Here is an 18,959-nt window from a genome sequence, read left to right as displayed (position 1 = left end):
ACTATGAACGGTGAGACGGGCACCTTGATGCGGGGTGTTCATCCTTCGGGTTCCTCGGCTGGTGTTTGGCGACAAAAGCCTAAACCCGGATCGGATGAACAACCTGCTGAGAGTTCACAGCTAGCGCGCCCGCCGCGCGCCCAGCAGGATCGCCCCGGCACCCCCAGCCGCAAGAGCCAGCGCCGCGCCCAGCGCCTCCCACCCCAGATGGTCCAGCAAGGCCCCGGCGAAGGGCACCCCCAGAAACGCGATCACGCCGCCGCATTGGGCCATCACGCCCAGGGTGCGGGCCGAGGCGTGTTCGCCGGGCGCCGCCACCAGAACCGACGCCAGCGTCGCAGAGGAACTGACCCCGCAGGCAAAGGCATAAAGAAACAGCGCCGCGAGGCTGCCGTGGGAAAACATCCAGAACGCGCCGAGGGCGGCCATCGCGAACCCCACGACCGCCAGTGCCGGCCCGTTTTCACGCCGCAGAACCGGCAGCAAGGCGGCGGTGGCGAAGCTGCCCAACGGCACCATCAGCGGCACAAGGCCCGATCCGGCAAGCCCCGTTTCCTGCGCAAAGGCGGGCAGGAAAGAGAAGAACCCCATGGATAGAAAGACGTAGAGGCCGAAGGCCACCGCCAGCGACCACGCGACATCGCCCCATCGGGCGACATCGGCCTGAACCGTGCGGATGGGCGCGACCCCGCGCACCGCCAGCACGGGCAAAGACAGCAGCGCGACCGGCACGGCGAAAACCGCCAGTTGCGCCCCCATCGGCATCTGCGCAGGCAGAGCGCCCGCCAGGGCGGCGGCGGCCGCGAACCCCACCGGCACCACGCTGCCCCACAGCGCCATGAACACCGGCCGGGCCGATCCGATCGGCGCATTGGCCAGCCACGCCGGGGCGGCGACGGCGGCCAGAACATAACCTGCCCCCTCGATCAGTCGCGCGACCATCATGCCCGCGGGCCCCAGCGGCAAGGCAAACAGCCCCGCCCCCGCCACGATCAAAAGCACCGCCGCCCGCAGGCATGGCAGCAGCCCGATCCGCACCAGGGGCCGCCCCAGAAACGCGGCGAACAGGGCGACAAACAGCGTAATCACCGAGGTCAGCAGCCCGCTGAAGGCCAGCCCGGTTCCGTAATTTTCGGCGATACGCACCGCGTAGGGGGCGATCTTTCCCAGCTCCAGCCCGGTGGCATAGCCGAACGCCAGCACAAGGCAGGCGTCAAGGAGCGGGCGGCTCACGGTTTGGGCGTCCAGGGATCGATGCGCGGGGCCGGGCTGGGCTGCGCAACACCGCCCGCCGTGATGAAGCACCCCGCCATCTGCGGGTGGCTCTGCGCTTCGTCCATGTTCAGAACCGGGGTGACGCAGGCGTCGACATCGGCAAACAGCGCCACCCAGTGATCGAAATCGCGGGTCAGGAAGGTTTGGCGCAAGGCCTCGGCCATTTCGGGCCAAAGCGCGCGATCGCCCTGTCCGGCGATGAACCGTGCGTCCAGGCCCAAAGTGCGGATCATGGTGGCGAAAAAGACCGGCTCCAGCGCCGCCACCGCCATATAGCGCCCGTCGCGGGTTTCATACACACGGTAGAACGGCGCGCCGCCATCCACGGTGTTGTTTTCGCGCCCCTCATGCCAGGCGCCCTGCGCCCGCTTGCCGTGGATGAAACTGGCCAGATGGGTGGTGCCGTGGATCATCGCCGCATCCACCACCTGCCCCTGCCCCGTGCTGTGCGCCCGCCAGATCGCGCATATCAGGCCAAAGGCCAAGTACATCCCGCCGCCGCCGAAGTCGCTGATCAGGTTCAGCGGCGGTGTCGGCGGGCGGCCCTCTTCGCCCATCAGGCTCAGCAGCCCGGTCAGCCCCAGGTAATTGAGGTCGTGCCCGGCCAGATGCGCCATCGGGCCGGTCTGGCCCCAGCCGGTCATGCGGCCATAAACCAGACGCGGGTTCAGCGGCAAAAGGTCGTCAGGGCCCAGCCCCAGGCTTTCCATCTTGCCGGGCCGGAACCCTTCGATCACGGCATCGGCGTCGCGGATCAGATCCCGCGCGACGGCCATGCCTTCGGATGTTTTCAGATCAAGCGGCACATCGCGGCGCCCGCGGTTCAGAAATGTGCCAGGCGCGGGATTCGGCGCCGATGATCCTGGGCGGGTAATTCGCGTAACCGACGCCCCCATATCGGCCAAAGCCATCGCGGCGAACGGCCCCGGCCCCAATCCGGAAAACTCAACGATATGCAGGTTTTCAAGCGGTTTCATGCTGTCAATCTCCCCGCCTTCGGATGGCTGGACTTGTTATTGATCTAATGGTCTGACCATTATATACAGGACCGCAGAAAGTCAAACAGACACGGCATCGATGAGTATAGCACAAAGACCCATTCCCGCCCCCAGCGCCGAGACGAGGCCATTTTGGGATGGCGCAAAGGCTGGCACGCTGACGCTTGCCAAATGCTGCGATTGTGGCCGCATCCCCTATCCGCCGCGCCCGCGTTGCCCTGATTGCCTGTCGGACAGGCTGGAATGGATCGCCTTGTCCGGCAAGGCTGCCCTGAAGGGCTGGACCGACATTCACCTGCCCGCCCTGCCGGGGCGCGAGGGTCCGATCTGCATCGTCGAATGCACCCTGGCCGAAGATCCGCGCACCGTGATCGCCATGCTCGATGACACCGGCTCGGTGCGCGGCCACGCGCCCGACACGCCGCTGACGATTTCGATGCGCCTGGATGCCAACGGCTGGGGATACCCGCAGGCCACCGTCGATACGCAGGCCACGTCATGAGCCAGGACATCGTTATTTCCGGGTTCGGTTCCTCGTCGATCGAACGCAAATCCGACCGCGGCATCATTGCCTTCGCCCAAGACGCCATTCTGGAGGCGCTCAAGGACGCCGGGCTGAGCCGTGACGATATCGACGGCTATATCGGCGCGCCGTTTGCCACCAACGCCGGCTCGCCCCATGCCGAAGGCGGGGACGAGGTATCGGTCAAGACCATGGCGCCGGCGATGGGGTTCAAGGGACTGCGCTATGGCACCGACCTTTACCGCCGCTATCCCGCCGACATGGTCGCCAGCGCCGCCCACGCGCTGATCGCGGGCGATTGCCGCTATATCGTCGGCGTCCGCGCGCTCTATAACCTTCAGGGCATCAACTATGCCACGGCCGACGTGCCGGTGGCCTATGGCAATGACCAGTTCATCAAACCCTTTGCCTATAACATCGCCGGGGCCCGTTTTGCCGCCCGCGCGCAGCGCTACATGGCGCAGCATGGCATCAGCCGCGAGGATCTTTACGAGGTGGTGGCACTGGCCCGCCGCCACGCCGCGCTGAACCCCTATGCCATCTGGAAGGACCGCACAGTCACCCGTGACGCCTATCTGGACGCGCAGATGATCGCGACGCCGCATTGCCTGTTCGATTGCGACATGCCGGTTTGCGGGGCCGCGGCCTTTGTCATGTGCCGGGCAGAGGATCTGCCCGCCGGCGCCACCCCGGCCTATGTGTCCGGCTGGGCCGGGTTTCAGACCCCCAAAACGGTTTTTGAGATGAGCGGGCTTGGCACCGCCGATGTCACGCAGGCGCAGCTTTACGACGGGTTTTCGTCGATGGTCTACGAGTGGCTCGAAGGGTTCGGGTTTTGTGCCGAGGGCACCGCGCCCGCCTTCATCCGCGACGGCCGCGCCAATCTGGATGGCGACCTGCCCCTGAACACGTTCGGCGGCAGTTTGGGCGAAGGACGCATGCACGGCATGGGCCACCTGCGCGAAGCCTATCTGCAAACCGCCGGCAAGGCGGGCGCGCGTCAGGTCGCGAAATCGGGGCCCTGTCTGGTGCAGATCGGCCCGTTCGATGACTCGGCCTTCGTGATGCTCACCCCCGAGCCGCAACGCCGCATATCCCCGACGTTATGAGGAGGTAACGCAATGAAACTAAGAGATTATCTTTCAATTCCTTACATCATTCAGGCGCAACCTTACGAAGTGCGCGAAGGCGAATGGGTGCGCCGTCTGGCCTATCCCGAACTGGGTGACTTCGTGGCCGAGGGCCAAGACGTTGAGCAGGTTTATCTGGAGATCGAGCGCCTGCGTTACGCCGAGATCGTCAAGCGCCTGAAGGCCGGCGATCCGCCGCCCGTGCCCCGCGCCCCGCTCGAAACAGCCGATCCGGCCTGGTGGGCCGCGTTCCTGGGCATTTCCGATCTGGTCGACGGGCTTCTGGACAAGGACGCCACGGAACTCGCCAGCGCCTGACCCCTTCCCGGCCCCGAGGAGGCGGCCGACCCATAACTTGAGAGGAGAAAAACATGCTTTCCAAAGAAGACAACGAAACCCTGGTCCGGGTTGGCCCCGGCACCACCATGGGCGAACTGTTCCGCAACTACTGGATCCCCTTCTTCGCGTCGAAGGATCTGGAAAAAGACGCCCAGCCGCAGACCGTGAAACTGCTGGGCGAGACCCTGATCGTTTTCCGCGACAGCGAAGGCGATGTCGGCCTGGTCGATAACGTCTGTCCGCACCGGGGCGCGCCGCTGATCTATGGCCGGAACGAAGATTGCGGCCTGCGCTGTGTCTATCACGGCTGGAAATTCGACACCAAAGGCAATGTCACCGACATGCCGGCCGAGCCCGTGCGCTCGCGCCTGAAAGAGCGCGTCAAGATCAAGTCCTATCCCTGCGTTGAGCGTAACGGCGTGGTCTGGACCTATATGGGCAAGGAAGACGAGGCCAGCCGCCCGCCGCTGCCCAATTTCGAATGGAACATGGTGCCCGAGGAAAACGTGGTCGTCACCTTCCGCGTTCAGGAATGCAACTGGCTTCAGGCGCTGGAAGGCGAGATCGACTCGGCCCACGCACCGATCCTGCATGGCCGTATCGACGGCAGCGGCTATATCAACGACTGGGTTGCGGCCCGCGATCTGCGCCCGACGTTTGAATCCGTGCGTCAGGATTTCGGCATGTCCATCGCGTCGCGCCGCGTCGTTGACGAGGCCAACCTCTACTGGCGTGTGAACCAGTTCGTCATGCCGTTCTATTCCATGGTCCCGCCGCAGGCCGGCGAGTTCCACGAACTGTCGGGCCATGCCTGGGTGCCGATGGATGACGAAAACTCGATCTGCCTGATGTTCTCTTACCGCCCGGTCGAGCCGCTGCATCCGAAATCGGTCAAGGTCTTCAACGAAGGCTACAAGGGCCGTGACGGTGGGCATCATTCCGTCGGGTCGCATGACAACATGGGCCCCGAGGTTCCGTTCGGCCGCTACGTGTCGAAATTCCGCCGCGAAACCGGCTACCATTTCGACTACGAACTGCAGAAGACGCAGTGGTTCTCTGGCCTGCCGGGCCTGTGGGTGCAGGATGCCGCCTGTCAGTCCGGGGTTGCCCAAGTCTATGACCGCAGCAAGGAAAACCTCTGCACCTCCGATACCGGCATCGCCATGACCCGCCGAATGCTGCTGGAAGTGGCGGGCGCCTTTGCCGAGACGGGGGAACTTCCCGACCGGTTCGACGATCCCGACCTTTACATGGTGCGCGCCGTTTCGCTGACCCTTCCCAAGGAAGAAAAGTGGACTGAATCCGGCAGCGAACACATGAAGGCCGAGATTGGCAAGGACTTCGGTTACGCCCTATGAGCAAGGATAAAGTGAAGTCCGGCGGCGCACTCCAGGGGGTGCGCGTGCTGGAGATCTCCTCACTGTCCGGCGCGGTCTGCGGGCGTGTGCTCGCGGACCTTGGGGCCGAGGTGATCAAGCTCGAGCCGCCCGGCGGTGAAAAGGCGCGTTTCGACGCGCCTTTGATCCCGACGGCGAATGGCGAGGAAAGCGCAAGCTGGCTGGCCTATAACTTCGGCAAGAAAAGCGTTGTGGCCGATCTGGACGAGGCTGCCGGCCTCGCGGCCTTTGGCGATCTTGCGAAATCTGCCGATATCATCGTGACGGATTTCCAGCGCCTGTCGCTGAGCGAGATGGACACACTGGAAGCCATTGCGCGCAAGGCCAACCCCGCCGTGATCTGGACCGAGATCCTGCCGTTCGGCCGCGGTCATGAATATGAAGACATGCCCGCCACCGACACCACGCTGCAGGCGTTGGGTGGCCACCTCTACCTGAACGGCGAGGTCGATCGCCCGCCGGTTCGCGTCGGCCTGCCCGTTGGCCTGATCCAGGCCGGGGCCGAGGCGAGCAACGCGGCGCTGATGGCCTATTACCACGCCCTGCGCACCGGTGAAGGCCAGCGTGTGGACCTGTCGGTGCAGGAAGTGGTGATCTGGACCCTGCTGAACACCACCATGGCCTGGCAGATCCTGTCGCTGAACGAAATGCGCGGCGGCGCCATCCGCAAGGAGCGCGCCAACCGATTCTACACCCGCCTCGTCTGGCCCTGCCAGGACGGCTATGTCGTGTTTGGCCCGGTGGGCGGCGGTGGCGGCTCGGCCCGGATGAAATCCTATGCAGCACTGCTGAAATGGATGGCCGAAGAGGGTGTGACCGACGAAGTCCTCACCCGCCACGACTGGAACGGCGACGGCCAGTTCGCGATCCCGCAAGAGGATTACGACGCCGTGACCGAGGTGATCAAAGGTTTCATCGAGACCAAGACCTCGGGTGATCTGATCGCGCGCGCGGTGCGCGACCGTATCCTGATGGCCCCGATCAACTCGATCAAGGACATCCACGAGAACGTCCAGTTCCGCGACCGCGGCCTGTTCAAACCACTGCATGACGAAGCGCGGGGACTGAATATCGAACTGCCCGCCAACTGGGTGCGCATGTCGGAAACCGGCCTGGCGGAAATGTCCCCGGCCCCGGCCGTGGGCGCCGATACGGACGCCCTGCTGGCCGACGTGAGCAAGGTAAAGGAGGCGTCATGACCAAAGGTATCTTCGAGGGCCTGAAGGTGGCCGATTTCACCTGGGCCGCCGCCGGCCCGATCGCCACCAAACAGCTGGCCGACAACGGCGCGACCGTGGTCAAGATCGAAAGCTTCAAGCATCCCGATTCGATCCGCCTGGGCGGGCCGTTCATCGACGACAAGCCGGGGATCAACCGCTCGGGCTTCTTCGCCGATTTCCACAGCTCCAAGCTGGGCATCGGTGTTGATATGAACCACGCCGAAGCGCTGGAGATCATCCGCCCGCTGATCGAATGGGCCGATATCGTCGCCGAAAGCTTCCGCCCCGGCATCATGAAGAAATGGGGGCTGGATTACGACAGCCTGCGCAAGATCAACCCGCGCATCATCATGCTGTCTTCGTCGCTGTACGGCGCCGATGGCCCGTGGTCGCAGCACCCCGGCTATGGCGCGCAGGGCGCGGCGCTTGCAGGTATCCAGCACATGACCGGCTGGCCCGACATGCCGCCAGCCGTGCCCAAGGGCGCCTATTCGGATTCGGTCTCGCCCCGCTACGCGCTTTCGGCGCTGGTGGCGGCCCTGATCCATCGCGAAAAAACCGGCGAAGGCCAATATGTCGAGATGAGCCAGATCGAGGCCACCGCGCAACTGGTCGCCCCACAACTGCTCGATCTGCAGGTGACAGGCACCGAGGCGCAGCGTGCCGGCAACTTCAAACCCGGGGCCATCCTGCACGGCGTCTATCCCTGCGCGGGCGACGAACGCTGGATCACGCTCGAATGCGAAGACGAAACGCAGTGGGAGGCGCTGGCCGCGCTTCTGAACGATGCCGAGGGGCTCAACGCTGCACGGGCCCAGGGGCGCGACGCCCTTGACAGCCGCGTGGCGCAGCTGACGGCACCGGTGGACGCCTTCGAGCTGATGAAAGCCTGCCGCGCAGCCGGGGTTCCCGCCGGTGTCGCCTACAAGGGCTCGGACCTGCTGGAAGACCCGATCCTGGAGGCGCGCGATCACTTCTGGCCGCTGCATCACGAAGAGATGGGCACGTTGAAATACAACGGCCCCGCCTATCGCCACAACAAGACCCCGGCCGAACTGCGTTCCGCCTCGCCGCGCCTTGGGGAACACACTGATCAGGTGCTGACAGAGATCCTGGGCTTCACCGCCGACGATCTGGCCAGTTTCCGCGACAGGGGTCTGTTGCAGTAACCCGGCGACTGCCCCCGGCGTGATGCGCCGGGGGCCAAGGACAAGAGGAGGAGAACCATGTCCGCCAAGGAAATTCCCGTCCGGGTCTCTCAGATCCGCTATGAGGCAGCGACCATCCTATCGGTCGAGGTCACGCCGCTGGACGGCACGAAGCTGCCGTCCTTCGAGGCGGGCGCGCATATCGACCTGATCCTGAAGCCGGACCTGCGCCGCAGCTATTCGCTCTACAAGCCCTATACCGATGGAAAAAGCTATTCGGTTGCGGTGCACAACGACCCGAACAGCCGGGGCGGATCGAAATACATCCACGATACGCTGCGCGTGGGCGACAAGATCAAGATTTCGACGCCCAAGAACAATTTTCCGCTGAAGGAAGATGCCGAAAAGTCGATCTTCATCGCGGGGGGCATCGGCATCACGCCCATGGTGTGCATGCTGGCGCGCCTGGCCGAGCTGGGCAAACCGTGGGAGCTGCACTACGGCGCGCGCAGCCGCGCGAACGCGGCGTTTCTGGACGCCATCGCCGCCATCGCCGACAGCGGCAAGGTGATCACGCATTTCGACGATGAAAAGGGCGGCGCGCTGATGGATCTGGACGCGATCTTTGCCTCGGCCCCGAAGGCGCATTTCTATTGCTGCGGCCCCGAGCCGATGCTGGCGGCCTATGAAAAGGCCGGCCGCGCGGTGGATCGCAGCCAGGTGCATGTCGAGTATTTCTCGGCCACCGAAGAGGCCGCGCTGGAAGGCGGCTATGAGGTCGTGCTGGAGCAATCGGGCATGGTGCTGGAGATCCCGGCCGGCAAGTCCATCCTGGATGTGCTGATCGAAAACGGTGTGTCGGTGCCCTTTGCCTGCAATGACGGCGTCTGCGGCACCTGCGAGACCCGCGTGCTGGAAGGCCGCCCCGACCACCGAGACGCCATCCTGACCGATGAGGAACGCGCCGCAGGCGATACCATGATGGTGTGCTGTTCCGGGTCGAAAACGCCTAGGCTGGTGCTGGATCTCTGATCCTGCGGCGGTTTCGGACGTCAAGAAGGCCGGGACGCACATGCGCCCCGGCCTTTTTTCACGGCGAACGAAACCTGTCGCGCTCAGGCCCGCTTTTCCATCAGTGTATTCGCGGCCCGCTCGCCGCTCAGCACGGCGGCCTCGACCCCGGCATGGCAAAATAGTCACCCGCCAGACAGATGCCTTCGGGCATTTCCGCATGCAAAGAATTCAGCGTACGGCAGGACCGGGTGACGCGACCGACAGGCCACGGCGATAACGGAACATTTCCAACTCGGCGGGCCGGACTTGTGAAACAAGCATGCGTGGCTCCTCCCTTTGACAAAGGATCAAAGGCGCTACCTTTTTGCGCACACATGGGCCGCCTGCCTTGCGACCACCATGCATATCGGCAAGCGGCCTTGGCCTACCAGAGGTTGGTGTGAACCCGCGTCATATGTGCCCGCAACTCGATCTTCGCGGCCTCAATCTCTCCGGCTTTCAACAGCTTCAGGAAAATCTCACGCGAAGAAATCAGGGCCTGCGCCGGCATGTCGGACACGCGATAGCGCAGGAATGTCTGCACGAGCTCCGTCTGGGAATCGACGGTAAAGATGATCGCGCTATTCCCGGTGAGCGCCGCCAGCTCATGATAAAAAAGGTATGCGCATTTGATTCTGTGCGGAATATCTCCCGACAGCGTGGCCTTCTTCGTATCTTCGACCACCGCCTCGAGGCCCGAGAAATCCGGCCGCACGCCGTCCTTGAAGGCGTGGTCGATGACCATCTCGAGGATCATAATCCGCGCCTCGAACAAATCCTTGAGCGAGATAGCGTTGAGCGTGATCAGATCGCTCAGTGCCTGGGTGATCCGGCTTGCCGCGCCCTCCTGAATGAAGGCGCCGCCCTTCACCCCCTTGCGCAGCGCCACGACCCCGGCAATTTCCAGACTGCGCAACGCTTCGCGCACCACATTCCGGCTGACGCCAAGCTGCGCGGCCAGATCCCGTTCGGGGGGCAGCTTGTCACCCGGTGTCAGTTCGCCGCGCAACAGCTTTTCGCGGACACGTTCGCACACCAGTTCAAAGGTCCGGTGGGATTGGACAGGCTTGAACGCGACATCCAGATTGTCTTCTTCTTTTGCAGGCACAGCGCTGCCCCTTCGGCTCTGTTCACTTCATTTCTTACCAAGTCTCCCGCCTCCATTCCAGAACTCAGCTCAAACTTGGCATTGTTCAAATCGCCACAATTGGTAGAACCAATATGAAATACTCGGAGTCCACCGCGTGCCCCTGACCATCCTGATATCGGCACTATCCATTTTCGCGGCGGCGGGCCTGTCGCTGCTCGAGGTTCTGACCGGCAACGCCCAATGGGCCGTCGCCGCCATGGCGCTGGTTGCCTTCTATATTCTGCTGGGCTGGCGGAAAACCGGCCTAGCCGCGCGGGTGATGCTGGGGGCGGCTGTCGCGGCCACCGCCGCATATCTGATCCTCGGCCGTGCGCCCGGCGCGCTGGCCGGGGTCGCCAGCCGCGCGGCCTATCTGCCGGCGCTGATCACCGTGCTGCTGCCCCTGCGCATTTCGGCGATGAGCAGCGCGATGGTCGATCAGGCCGGGCGTTTCGTGGTGCACCAACCCCCGGCCCGCCGCTTTGCCCTGTTGGCCACCGGCGGCCATGTCTTCGGGGTTCTTCTGAACATCGGCGGCCTCATGCTGTTGCTACATGTGGCCCTGCGCAGGCCGTTGGCCAGCCCGGACGAGCGGGTTGCGCGGATTCAGATCCGCCGGATCACCAATGCCGTTTTGCGCGGCTTTGGCGCGAACATTTTCTGGTCGCCGCTGGGGCTGGGCCTCAACCTGTTGCTGACGCTGGTGCCGGCGCTGAGCTGGACCGAGTTCCTGCCCTATGGCCTGACCGCGAGCGCCGTTTTCATGAGCCTCGGTTGGGTTTTCGACCGGCTGCAAAGCCCCACCGGTCGCCAGTCGCACCCCAAGGACACCCCCGGGCGCCCTTGGGGATTGCTGGGTTTGCTGGCGGTTCTGACGGCCATCAGCGGCGGCGCATCTGCGCTGGAAATCGCGCTCGGCCTGCCGCTGCGCGGCGCGATCCTGATGATCGTGCCGGTGTTTGCCATCGGCTGGGCCGCGATTGCCCGCCCCACGGGGCTTTCCCCGCAGCGGGCCATCGCGGCTCTGGGCGTTCAGACCCTGCGCCAGGGCCCGGCGGCGGTCAACGAGATCGCCATCATCGCTTCGGCCGGCTATCTCGGCCTGGTGATCGCTCTCTTGATCCCGAACGAGGCCGTGGTCCAGTTCGCCCTGCTCACCGGGCTGGAAGGCGCGCGTCTGGCCTGCGTCCTGAGCCTGCTGATTTTCATCACCTCCATCGCCGGTCTCAACCCGATGATCGCCGCCACCGTCTGCGTCAGTGCCATCGTCTCGGCCCAGATCGCGATCGACCCGCCGCTTCTGCTGCTCTCGACACTGACCGGATGGGCCTTGGCGCTGATCGTGTCGCCCGCGACATCGACCGTCGCCATCACGTCATCGGCGGCGCATCAGACACCAGCCACCATCGGGCTGCGATGGAACGGCCTGTTCTGCCTGGGCACGCTGGCCGTGGCGATCATCAGTTTTCTGGTGTTCTGGCCCTAAGCCTCTGCCCCGGGCGCCGCGTTTTGCGACAGTATATAGCTGTGCAGACGCTGCATGTGATCCACCATTTCGGCAATCGCGGCATCAACGTCGCGCTCCCTCAGATGACCCAGGAATTTGGTGCGTGAGGCGGCCACATCCCAGCTCCTGTCCGGCCCGATTTTTCGGATGTAGTATCCCAGAGGTTCGGTAAACGCGCTCATGACCACCGAAATGGCGCGGTTTTTCGTGGCCAGGGCCAGCAGATGATAGAATTCTTGGGTCAGCCGCATCCGTTCATCGCCGCTGATTCCTTCTCCTGCGGCACGCAGTTCGGCGATATTGGCCTCGATCGCGGCGAAATCCGCTTCGGTGCCGCGCTCGCAGGCCAGGCGAATGATTTCACGCTGCAGGATAACGCGGGCCTCGGTATAGTCTTTCAGCGACAGCCCGCCCAGCGACAGCAGATCCTCCATCGTCTGGGTGATCGGCTTGACATCGCCCTGCATCACGATGGCCCCGCCCTTGACCCCCTTCTGCAGCGACAGAACCCCGCCGATTTCCAGGGTGCGAAAGGCCTCGCGCACGGTCGAACGACTGACCTCGAACTGTTCGGCCAGCTCGCGCTCGGAGGGCAGCTTGTCGCCCGCCGTCAGCGTGCCAGACTGGATTTCGCGGCGAATCTGATCGCAGATCTCTTCGAACGCGCGCTTGGTGCGAACGGGTTTGAACGCTTGTTTGTCTGACACGCCACATATTCCCTGCAAATAAATCGGACCATTCAATCTTTCTGTTTTTTGCCCCCTTTGCAACTGTCAGCGCCAGCCCTGCGCGGCAGGCCTCTCCGCCGCGCAGACGCCATGGGATCAATCGAATAGGACCGAAGGCAGCCAGGTTACGATCTCTGGCACGAAGATGATCAGTACGCCCAAGAATACCGGCGCCAGCACGAAGGGCAGAACGCTTTGATACAGGCGCAGCAGCGACATCGTCGGCAGTTGGCTTTGCATCACGAAGATATTCATGCCTACCGGCGGCGTTATCATGCCGGTTTCGATCATGATCACCAGAAAGACACCGTACCAGATCGGGTCGAACCCCGCCTGTTGGATCAGCGGCAGCAAGATCGGCACCGTGATCAGGATCATGCCGAAGGCCTCAAGAAAACAACCAAGGATCAGGTAGAAGACGCCGATCAGCAACAGCAGCACGATGGGGTTCAGATTCAGCCCCTCGACCACGCCCACCAGGCCCTGCGGGATCTGGGTCAGCACCACGAAATAGGTGAAGATATGCGCCGCGCACAGGATGACAAACAACATCGCCGTGGTGCGGATGGTTTCGAAAATACCGTCGCGGGTATCCGCCCAGTTCAACTGTCGGGTGATCACCCCCAGCAACCAGGCCCCGAAAGCGCCGACAGCGGCGGCCTCGGTCGCGGTCAGGATGCCGGCGTAAAGCCCGCCGATCACCACGCCGAACAAAAGGACGATCTCCCACACCAGCCAGAGCGAGCGAAAGCGGGCCAGAAACCCCATACGTTCATCCTGTTCGGGGGCCCATTCGGGCGAGATACGCACCAGGACCACCACGATCAGGATATAAAGAAGGCACAGCAGCAGGCCGGGGATCAGGCTGGCGGCATAGAGCCGTGGCACCGATTGCTCGGCGATCATGGCAAAGATCACCAGCGCGATCGACGGCGGGATCAGGATGCCCAGCGTTCCCCCCGCCGCGATGCTGCCCGCCGACAGGCGGTCATCATATCTGGCCGCGCGCATCGATGGCACCGCAACCCGGGTCATTGTCGCCGCTGTGGCGATCGACGAACCGCTGACCGCGCCGAATCCCGCGCTGGCGCCCAGCGTCGCGTAGGCTTGCGAGCCGCGCAGCCCGGCAAAAAGATGGCGCGCCGCGGAATACAGCCGCGCCGACATGCCCGAACGCACGGCCAGGTCCCCCATCAACACGAACAGGGGCAACTGCGACAGGGTATAGTTCGTGGCAATGTCATAGGGCACGTGTCCTGTAACCTCCAACGCGCTTTGCGTGCCGTTGATAAGGGCATAGCCGACAAAGCCGACCAGCCCCATGGCCACGGCCACCGGCACCCGCAGGAAGACAAGGGCAATAAGGGCCAGCATACCAAGCTGGCCGATCATCTGAACGCTCATAGGGTCAGTCCTTTTGGATTTTGGCGTCGTGGTCGGGTGACAGCAGCACCGCAATCGCGCTCAGGGCCGCCAGGAACGAGCCCGCCAGAATTGGCAGCCAGATGAACCAGACCGGGATACCAGTCTCGAATTTGGCATCTCCGAATTCGATCGCATCGCGAAACGGCGCAACAATCGCGACGGCGATCAGGATGGCGAAGGCCAGCGTCAGCACCCGACCGAACAGGATGACGGCCCGCAACACCGGCGTGGGCAACGCATAGTCGATCAGGTCGATGCGAATATTGCCCTCGGTCCGGAAAATTTCGGGCACGCTGAGATAGATTACGAAAGCCAGGCAGGTTTCCACGATGTCGTAGACCCCGCTGACAGGCCGCCCGGTCAGCGCCCCGAATATTACATCGTACATCGTTACCCCGATGATGGCGAACATCGCCAGCGCGGCACCGATTTGCATAACGCGGTTGAGTTTGGACAGAAGGAACATGATTTTCTCCGGCATAAACGCGATCCGCAGAGGGGACCCCCGCGGATCGCGGTTGCCCTACTAGCGATAGGCTGCAGCGGCGGCTTCCAGCGCGGTCAGAAACTCCGTGGCATCCACGCCCTTGGCATCCAGTGCCTGTGCCGCATCCGCGCGCAACTGCGCCGAAATCTCGGCGAAGGCGGCGGCATCAGTGTCGGACAGGCTTTTCACGATCAGCCCCTGTTCGACCAGCAGACCGCGCTGCTCGAGTTCGTCGCGCGCCAGAAGGCGGCCCCATTCGCCCTGCCCCTGCGGGCCGAAGTGCCTGTCAAAGGCCGGCTTCAGATCGTCCGGGATGCGGTCGTAGGATTTCTGGTTCATCACCACGGCAAAGGTCATCCCGCCCGAGGCCAGCTCGATCACATATTTCGCGCTGTCCATCAGCTTGAAGGACCGAATGCCGGAATAGCCGGTCAGCACACCGTCGACGGTGCCGCGCGCCAGCGCCTCGGACATTTCGGTGGAAGGCACGAAGGTCGGAACAGCGCCAAGTGCTTCCAGCGTTTTCGAATGCGCCGGGCCGGGGTGGCGGATGCGCATATTCTTCAGTTCGGCCAGCCCCGAGATTTCATCTTTGGTCAGAATGATCGGGTTGGGCAGAACCGTGATGTTCAACAACTTGACGCCGGCCAGTTCCTTTTTCAGATGGCTTTCGGCCAGGTCCAGAACGGCGGCCGAGGCGGGCACGGCAACATCGGCGCCAACGCCGGTGTCGACCACACCGGCCATGTCCAGCAGCTCCATCTTGGGGAAGCGGCCCGGGGTCAGACCCAGCAGGGCGACAGAGATATCGGCCACGCCCTTGCGCACCAGATCGAACTGGCGCGGGGCCGGGCCCATCTGGCTGGCCTCGAACAGTTCGAGTTCCAGTTTCCCGTCGGTTTCGACAGCGAGCTGCTCTTCGATCACGCGGAACAGCTTGTTCAGGTCGCTGCTGGGCGGGGTGAAGATCGAGACCGACAGGGTTGTCGCGTCGTCAGCCGCGAAGGCCGCGCCGCCCAGAATGGTGCCGGCGCAAAACGCGGCGGCGGCCAGAATGCGGGCCGGGGCCCGCAGCAGTTTGTTCGTGAGCATTTCCAATACCTCCCTCATATGGAAATCAAAAATTCAACGGGCGGCGCACCTCCCAGTGCGCCGCCCGCTTGGCTTATCCCTCGGCAATCCAGACCGCCTTGGTATTGAGGAACTCCTCAATGTGCTCGACCCCGGATTCGCGCCCGTAGCCGCTCATCTTGTAGCCGCCGAAGGGCACCGCGGGATCCATCAACTGATAGGAATTGACCCAGACACTGCCCGCCTTCAGGCGGCGCGACACCTGGGTGGCCTTGCTGATATCGCGGGTCCAAACACCGCTGCCCAGACCAAAGCTGGTATCGTTGGCACGGCGTACGACATCGTCGATATCGGTGAATTTCAGGGCCGACAGAACCGGGCCGAAAATCTCTTCGCGGGCGATCTTCATATCGTCATCAACGCCGCTGAACACCGTCGGCTGCAGGAAATAGCCTTTCTCCAGACCGTCCTCCAGAATACGGCCGCCCCCGGCCGAAACCGTCGCGCCCTGCTCGCGCCCGATGTCGAGATAGCCGATGATACGCTCCATCTGCTCTTGTGACACCACCGGGCCAAGCTGGGTTTCCAGATCCAGCGGATCGCCCACTTTCAGCGACGTGGTGAAGGCGGCGACCTTTTCGATGAATTCGTCATACACCGCTTCTTCGACAAACAGGCGCGTTCCGGCCGAACAGATCTGGCCCGAGTTCAGGAACACCGCCATCGCGGCGGCGGGCACGGCCTTGTCGAGATTGGCATCGGCGAAAACGATGTTGGGGGATTTGCCGCCCAGTTCCAGGGTCACGCGCTTCACGTTCCCGGCCGAAGCTTCGATGATGCGCTGGCCCACATGGGTCGACCCGGTGAAGGCCACCTTGTCGACGCCCGGATGCGCGGCCAGATGCGCGCCCGCATCGCCCATGCCCGAGATCACGTTGACCACGCCGGGCGGCACGCCGGCCTCGAGGCACAGCTGGCCGAAATAGATCGGCGACAGGGGCGCCTGTTCGGCGGGTTTCAGCACCACGGTGCAGCCGGTGGCCAGTGCGGGCGCGATTTTCCACACGCTCATGCCGAAGGGGCCGTTCCACGGGTTGATCGCACCGACCACGCCCACCGGCTCTTTCAGCGTATAGGCCAGCGGATTGCCGGGGGCCGAGGTTTCGATGGTGTGGCCGTGGATCGCGGTCGCAAGCCCGGCGTAGTAGCGCAACAGGCCGACAGACCGGCGCTTGCCGGCTGCGGTGCGCGTGATCGGGTTGCCCAGATCGAGCGAGTCCAGCTTGGCGATATCGTCCCAGTGCTGTTCGACCAGATCGGCCAGTTTCAGCAACACCGCCTGCCGCTCGAAGGGCGAGAATTTGGACCACGGCCCCTCTTCCAGCGCGCGGCGGGCCGCGGCAACAGCGAGGTCGATGTCACCCGGGCCGCCCTTGGCCACCTCGCGGATGACCTGGCCGGTGGCAGGCGTCGCGGTGGTAAAGGTCTCGCCCGACAGCGCGTTCACCCACTGTCCGTCGATCAGCAACTGGCCCGGCTTGGATTTTGCCAGCGCGATCGTATCCTGCAGGCGTTGATCGTGAATTCCCATGAGTCTCTCCCTGGAATGCTGCCCCGGCATGAGTGCGGGGAAAATAGTATGGCGTTCAGGCCACTTGGCGCATGGCCTGGCGGTCTTCCAGAATGAAGGCCGCCGCCCGTTCGCCAATCATCATCGCGGGCGCCGACGTGTTGCCGGCCACGATCGACGGCATGATCGAGGCATCGGCCACGCGCAACCCGCCGATTCCGCGCACGCACAGGCGCGCATCGACGACCGCCATCGGATCGGTGTCGGGGCCCATCTTGCAGGTGCCCACGGGGTGATAAACGGTGGCCACGGTTTCGCGCACGTAGGCCTCAAGCGCCTCGTCGCTGTCGACTTGGGCACCGGGCACCAGCTCCTTGCCCGCATAGGCCGCCATGGCCGGTTTGCGCATGATCTTGCGAACCTCGCGCACGCCACGCACCAGCGTATCGACGTCATTCTGACTGTCGAGGAAATTGGCGACGAGCGTCGGCCGATCCGTCGGCGAGGCCGATTTCAGCTCGATCCGGCCGCGGCTTTCCGGCCGGCAGATGTTGATCAGCGTCACGAACCCGTGCTGGCGCGGAATGAAAGAGGCGGCGGTTTTCAGGCCCATCAGGCAGGTGACCTGCACGTCGGGGCGGTTCAGCCCCGCCTTGGAGCGCAGGAACCCGCCCACCTCGGCCACGTTCGAGGCAAAGACGCCGGTGCGGGTGAAGACATAGCGCATCGCCTGCGCGGCCAGCTTCGGCAAGGTCTTCCACGACAGTGCCAGCGTGTTGCCCGAGATATCCTCGAACGCGACGCCAACGGCGGGGTGATCCTGCAGGTTCTGGCCCACGCCGGGAAGGTCGGCGACCACCGGAATATCGTGTTTCTGCAACTCGGCCGCCGGACCGATACCCGAGAGCATCAGCAAATGCGGGGAATTCACGGTTCCCGCCGACAGGATGATCTCGTGCGCGGCGCGAACGGTCTGGCGCTTGCCCTTGCGCGAAATGGTCAGAGACGTGGCGCGACCGTTTTCAACATTGATCCGCTCGACCAGGGACTGATCCAGGATCGTCAGGTTGCGCCGCCCCATGGCGGGATGCAGGAACGCGTGCGCGCTGCTCATCCGCATGCCGTTTTTCTGGTTCACCGAAAACAGGCCGAGCCCGTCCTGCTCGGGCCCGTTGAAATCTTCGACGGCCGCGTGGCCGGCCTCTTCGCCCGCCGCCATGATCGCGCCGGAAATCACGTTGGGTGTGGGCACCGGGCCCACGTTCAACTCGCCGCCGTGGCCGTGGTAGCCTTCGTTGACGTCGAGGCCCCAGTTTTCATGCGCGATGAAGGCGGGCAGCACCTCATCATAGCTCCAGCCGGGGTTCCCCTGTGCCTCCCATTCGTCATAGTCCGACGAATGGCCGCGCATGTAGACGGTTCCGTTCACGGCCGAACATCCGCCCACCAGCTTGCCGCGCGGGCATGGAATGCGCTTGTCCGGGTTCACCTCGGAGGCGATGAATTCATCTTTCCAGTTGTAGCGATCATCGGGCAGCAGGAAGATGTTTCCGAACGGCAATTTGACCTTCAGGTTCAAAGGGAAACGCTTGTCGGACTCCCCCGCCTCGATCAGCGCAACGCGCAAGTTCGGGTCCGCCGACAGACGGTTTGCGATCACGCAGCCGGCCGAACCGGCGCCAATCACCACATAATCAAAGTGGGTGTCCGACATTTCCCCTCCCAAGGCCCATTCTTTTTAATGGCCGGACCATTAGACACAAAACAGAGCAGGCATGTCAATTCCCCTTGCTCATCCGCGTCGGGCATATCGGCGCTATCCGACAAGGCGTTGATTTAAGGTAAAAATTTCTGAAACTGGCAGCCTCGGAGAGGCGCAAGCCGAAAATTCTTCGGGCATCCAGCCGATTCCTATCGGCCTGGCCACCCTTCAGGCCCGCCATGGCAGCGCGGATAGGG

17 protein-coding genes are annotated in these 18,959 nt (G+C 63.6%); 8 read left to right on the top strand and 9 right to left on the bottom strand.

What is annotated here, in order from left to right:
- Positions 1 to 120: 120 nt before the first annotated feature.
- Together ACSR1C_RS03200 and ACSR1C_RS03195 are read right to left on the bottom strand one after the other, a co-directional pair.
- Entirely contained in the window at positions 121 to 1,233 is a 1,113-nt protein-coding gene (locus ACSR1C_RS03200) for a hypothetical protein (RefSeq protein WP_460257867.1), read from the bottom strand.
- On the bottom strand, positions 1,230 to 2,252 hold the full coding sequence (locus ACSR1C_RS03195) for a CaiB/BaiF CoA transferase family protein (RefSeq protein WP_460257866.1): 1,023 nt from the start codon (positions 2,250 to 2,252) through the stop codon (positions 1,230 to 1,232). Before ACSR1C_RS03195 ends, ACSR1C_RS03200 begins: the two co-directional genes overlap by 4 nt.
- A 100-nt stretch (positions 2,253 to 2,352) precedes the next feature.
- On the opposite strand from ACSR1C_RS03195, the gene ACSR1C_RS03190 reads away from it, so the two are divergent.
- The 7 genes from ACSR1C_RS03190 to ACSR1C_RS03160 are packed head-to-tail and all read left to right on the top strand — an operon-like array spanning position 2,353 to position 9,062.
- Positions 2,353 to 2,775 carry a Zn-ribbon domain-containing OB-fold protein gene (locus ACSR1C_RS03190; RefSeq protein WP_460257865.1) on the top strand — a complete coding sequence of 141 codons (423 nt, stop codon included), beginning with the start codon at positions 2,353 to 2,355 and terminating at the stop codon, positions 2,773 to 2,775.
- Positions 2,772 to 3,905: a thiolase family protein gene (locus ACSR1C_RS03185; protein ID WP_460257864.1), complete on the top strand. Its 1,134-nt coding sequence runs from the start codon at positions 2,772 to 2,774 to the stop codon at positions 3,903 to 3,905. The genes ACSR1C_RS03190 and ACSR1C_RS03185 overlap by 4 nt, the downstream gene beginning before the upstream one ends.
- Positions 3,906 to 3,917: 12 nt before the next feature.
- Complete coding sequence (locus tag ACSR1C_RS03180) at positions 3,918 to 4,244, top strand: hypothetical protein (RefSeq protein ID WP_037204423.1); 327 nt, start codon at positions 3,918 to 3,920, stop codon at positions 4,242 to 4,244.
- 53 nt (positions 4,245 to 4,297) lie between these two features.
- Positions 4,298 to 5,623, top strand: a complete 1,326-nt coding sequence (locus tag ACSR1C_RS03175; RefSeq protein WP_460257863.1) for a Rieske 2Fe-2S domain-containing protein — start codon at positions 4,298 to 4,300, stop codon at positions 5,621 to 5,623.
- Positions 5,620 to 6,861 (top strand): CaiB/BaiF CoA transferase family protein, encoded by a 1,242-nt coding sequence (locus ACSR1C_RS03170; RefSeq protein WP_460257862.1) that lies wholly within the window; start codon positions 5,620 to 5,622, stop codon positions 6,859 to 6,861. Before ACSR1C_RS03175 ends, ACSR1C_RS03170 begins: the two co-directional genes overlap by 4 nt.
- Positions 6,858 to 8,051: a CaiB/BaiF CoA transferase family protein gene (locus ACSR1C_RS03165; protein ID WP_460257861.1), complete on the top strand. Its 1,194-nt coding sequence runs from the start codon at positions 6,858 to 6,860 to the stop codon at positions 8,049 to 8,051. Before ACSR1C_RS03170 ends, ACSR1C_RS03165 begins: the two co-directional genes overlap by 4 nt.
- A 57-nt stretch (positions 8,052 to 8,108) precedes the next feature.
- Positions 8,109 to 9,062, top strand: a complete 954-nt coding sequence (locus ACSR1C_RS03160; RefSeq protein WP_460257860.1) for a PDR/VanB family oxidoreductase — start codon at positions 8,109 to 8,111, stop codon at positions 9,060 to 9,062.
- 406 nt (positions 9,063 to 9,468) lie between these two features.
- Here the strand turns inward: ACSR1C_RS03160 and ACSR1C_RS03155 are convergent, their stop codons facing one another.
- Positions 9,469 to 10,119, bottom strand: coding sequence for a FadR/GntR family transcriptional regulator (locus ACSR1C_RS03155; protein WP_460257940.1), 651 nt, complete (start codon positions 10,117 to 10,119; stop codon positions 9,469 to 9,471).
- 208 nt (positions 10,120 to 10,327) lie between these two features.
- Here ACSR1C_RS03155 and ACSR1C_RS03150 point away from each other — a divergent pair, with 208 nt between their 5' ends.
- Positions 10,328 to 11,698, top strand: coding sequence for a hypothetical protein (locus ACSR1C_RS03150; RefSeq protein ID WP_460257859.1), 1,371 nt, complete (start codon positions 10,328 to 10,330; stop codon positions 11,696 to 11,698).
- Here ACSR1C_RS03150 and ACSR1C_RS03145 read toward each other — a convergent pair.
- The 6 genes from ACSR1C_RS03145 to ACSR1C_RS03120 all read right to left on the bottom strand — a co-directional run bounded on the left by ACSR1C_RS03145 (position 11,695) and on the right by ACSR1C_RS03120 (position 18,714).
- Positions 11,695 to 12,426 (bottom strand): FadR/GntR family transcriptional regulator, encoded by a 732-nt coding sequence (locus ACSR1C_RS03145; protein WP_460257858.1) that lies wholly within the window; start codon positions 12,424 to 12,426, stop codon positions 11,695 to 11,697. The genes ACSR1C_RS03150 and ACSR1C_RS03145 overlap by 4 nt on opposite strands.
- A 117-nt stretch (positions 12,427 to 12,543) precedes the next feature.
- Complete coding sequence (locus ACSR1C_RS03140) at positions 12,544 to 13,851, bottom strand: TRAP transporter large permease (protein WP_460257857.1); 1,308 nt, start codon at positions 13,849 to 13,851, stop codon at positions 12,544 to 12,546.
- A 4-nt stretch (positions 13,852 to 13,855) separates the two neighbouring features.
- Positions 13,856 to 14,338 carry a TRAP transporter small permease gene (locus ACSR1C_RS03135; RefSeq protein ID WP_460257856.1) on the bottom strand — a complete coding sequence of 161 codons (483 nt, stop codon included), beginning with the start codon at positions 14,336 to 14,338 and terminating at the stop codon, positions 13,856 to 13,858.
- 60 nt (positions 14,339 to 14,398) lie between these two features.
- Positions 14,399 to 15,451, bottom strand: a complete 1,053-nt coding sequence (dctP, locus tag ACSR1C_RS03130; RefSeq protein ID WP_460257855.1) for a TRAP transporter substrate-binding protein DctP — start codon at positions 15,449 to 15,451, stop codon at positions 14,399 to 14,401.
- Positions 15,452 to 15,524: 73 nt separating this feature from the next.
- Complete coding sequence (locus ACSR1C_RS03125) at positions 15,525 to 17,021, bottom strand: aldehyde dehydrogenase family protein (protein ID WP_460257854.1); 1,497 nt, start codon at positions 17,019 to 17,021, stop codon at positions 15,525 to 15,527.
- Positions 17,022 to 17,076: 55 nt separating this feature from the next.
- The gene (locus tag ACSR1C_RS03120) at positions 17,077 to 18,714 is read right to left on the bottom strand and encodes a GMC family oxidoreductase (RefSeq protein ID WP_460257853.1); all 1,638 of its coding nucleotides are present in this window, start codon (positions 18,712 to 18,714) and stop codon (positions 17,077 to 17,079) included.
- Between the last annotated feature and the right edge of the window lie 245 nt (positions 18,715 to 18,959).

The sequence above is a fragment of the Actibacterium sp. D185-2 genome, from assembly GCF_054954595.1.
This window is presented reverse-complemented; position numbering and strand designations above follow the sequence as displayed.

Bases quoted from the DNA above. Each gene is read 5' to 3' on its own strand.
- ACSR1C_RS03160 (WP_460257860.1), top strand. From the start codon at position 8,109: ATGTCCGCCAAGGAAATTCCCGTCCGGGTCTCTCAGATCCGCTATGAG.
- dctP (WP_460257855.1), bottom strand. From the start codon at position 15,451: ATGCTCACGAACAAACTGCTGCGGGCCCCGGCCCGCATTCTGGCCGCC.
- ACSR1C_RS03140 (WP_460257857.1), bottom strand. From the start codon at position 13,851: ATGAGCGTTCAGATGATCGGCCAGCTTGGTATGCTGGCCCTTATTGCC.
- ACSR1C_RS03125 (WP_460257854.1), bottom strand. From the start codon at position 17,021: ATGGGAATTCACGATCAACGCCTGCAGGATACGATCGCGCTGGCAAAA.
- ACSR1C_RS03185 (WP_460257864.1), top strand. From the start codon at position 2,772: ATGAGCCAGGACATCGTTATTTCCGGGTTCGGTTCCTCGTCGATCGAA.
- ACSR1C_RS03195 (WP_460257866.1), bottom strand. From the start codon at position 2,252: ATGAAACCGCTTGAAAACCTGCATATCGTTGAGTTTTCCGGATTGGGG.
- ACSR1C_RS03170 (WP_460257862.1), top strand. From the start codon at position 5,620: ATGAGCAAGGATAAAGTGAAGTCCGGCGGCGCACTCCAGGGGGTGCGC.
- ACSR1C_RS03120 (WP_460257853.1), bottom strand. From the start codon at position 18,714: ATGTCGGACACCCACTTTGATTATGTGGTGATTGGCGCCGGTTCGGCC.
- ACSR1C_RS03165 (WP_460257861.1), top strand. From the start codon at position 6,858: ATGACCAAAGGTATCTTCGAGGGCCTGAAGGTGGCCGATTTCACCTGG.
- ACSR1C_RS03190 (WP_460257865.1), top strand. From the start codon at position 2,353: ATGAGTATAGCACAAAGACCCATTCCCGCCCCCAGCGCCGAGACGAGG.
- ACSR1C_RS03135 (WP_460257856.1), bottom strand. From the start codon at position 14,338: ATGTTCCTTCTGTCCAAACTCAACCGCGTTATGCAAATCGGTGCCGCG.
- ACSR1C_RS03175 (WP_460257863.1), top strand. From the start codon at position 4,298: ATGCTTTCCAAAGAAGACAACGAAACCCTGGTCCGGGTTGGCCCCGGC.
- ACSR1C_RS03180 (WP_037204423.1), top strand. From the start codon at position 3,918: ATGAAACTAAGAGATTATCTTTCAATTCCTTACATCATTCAGGCGCAA.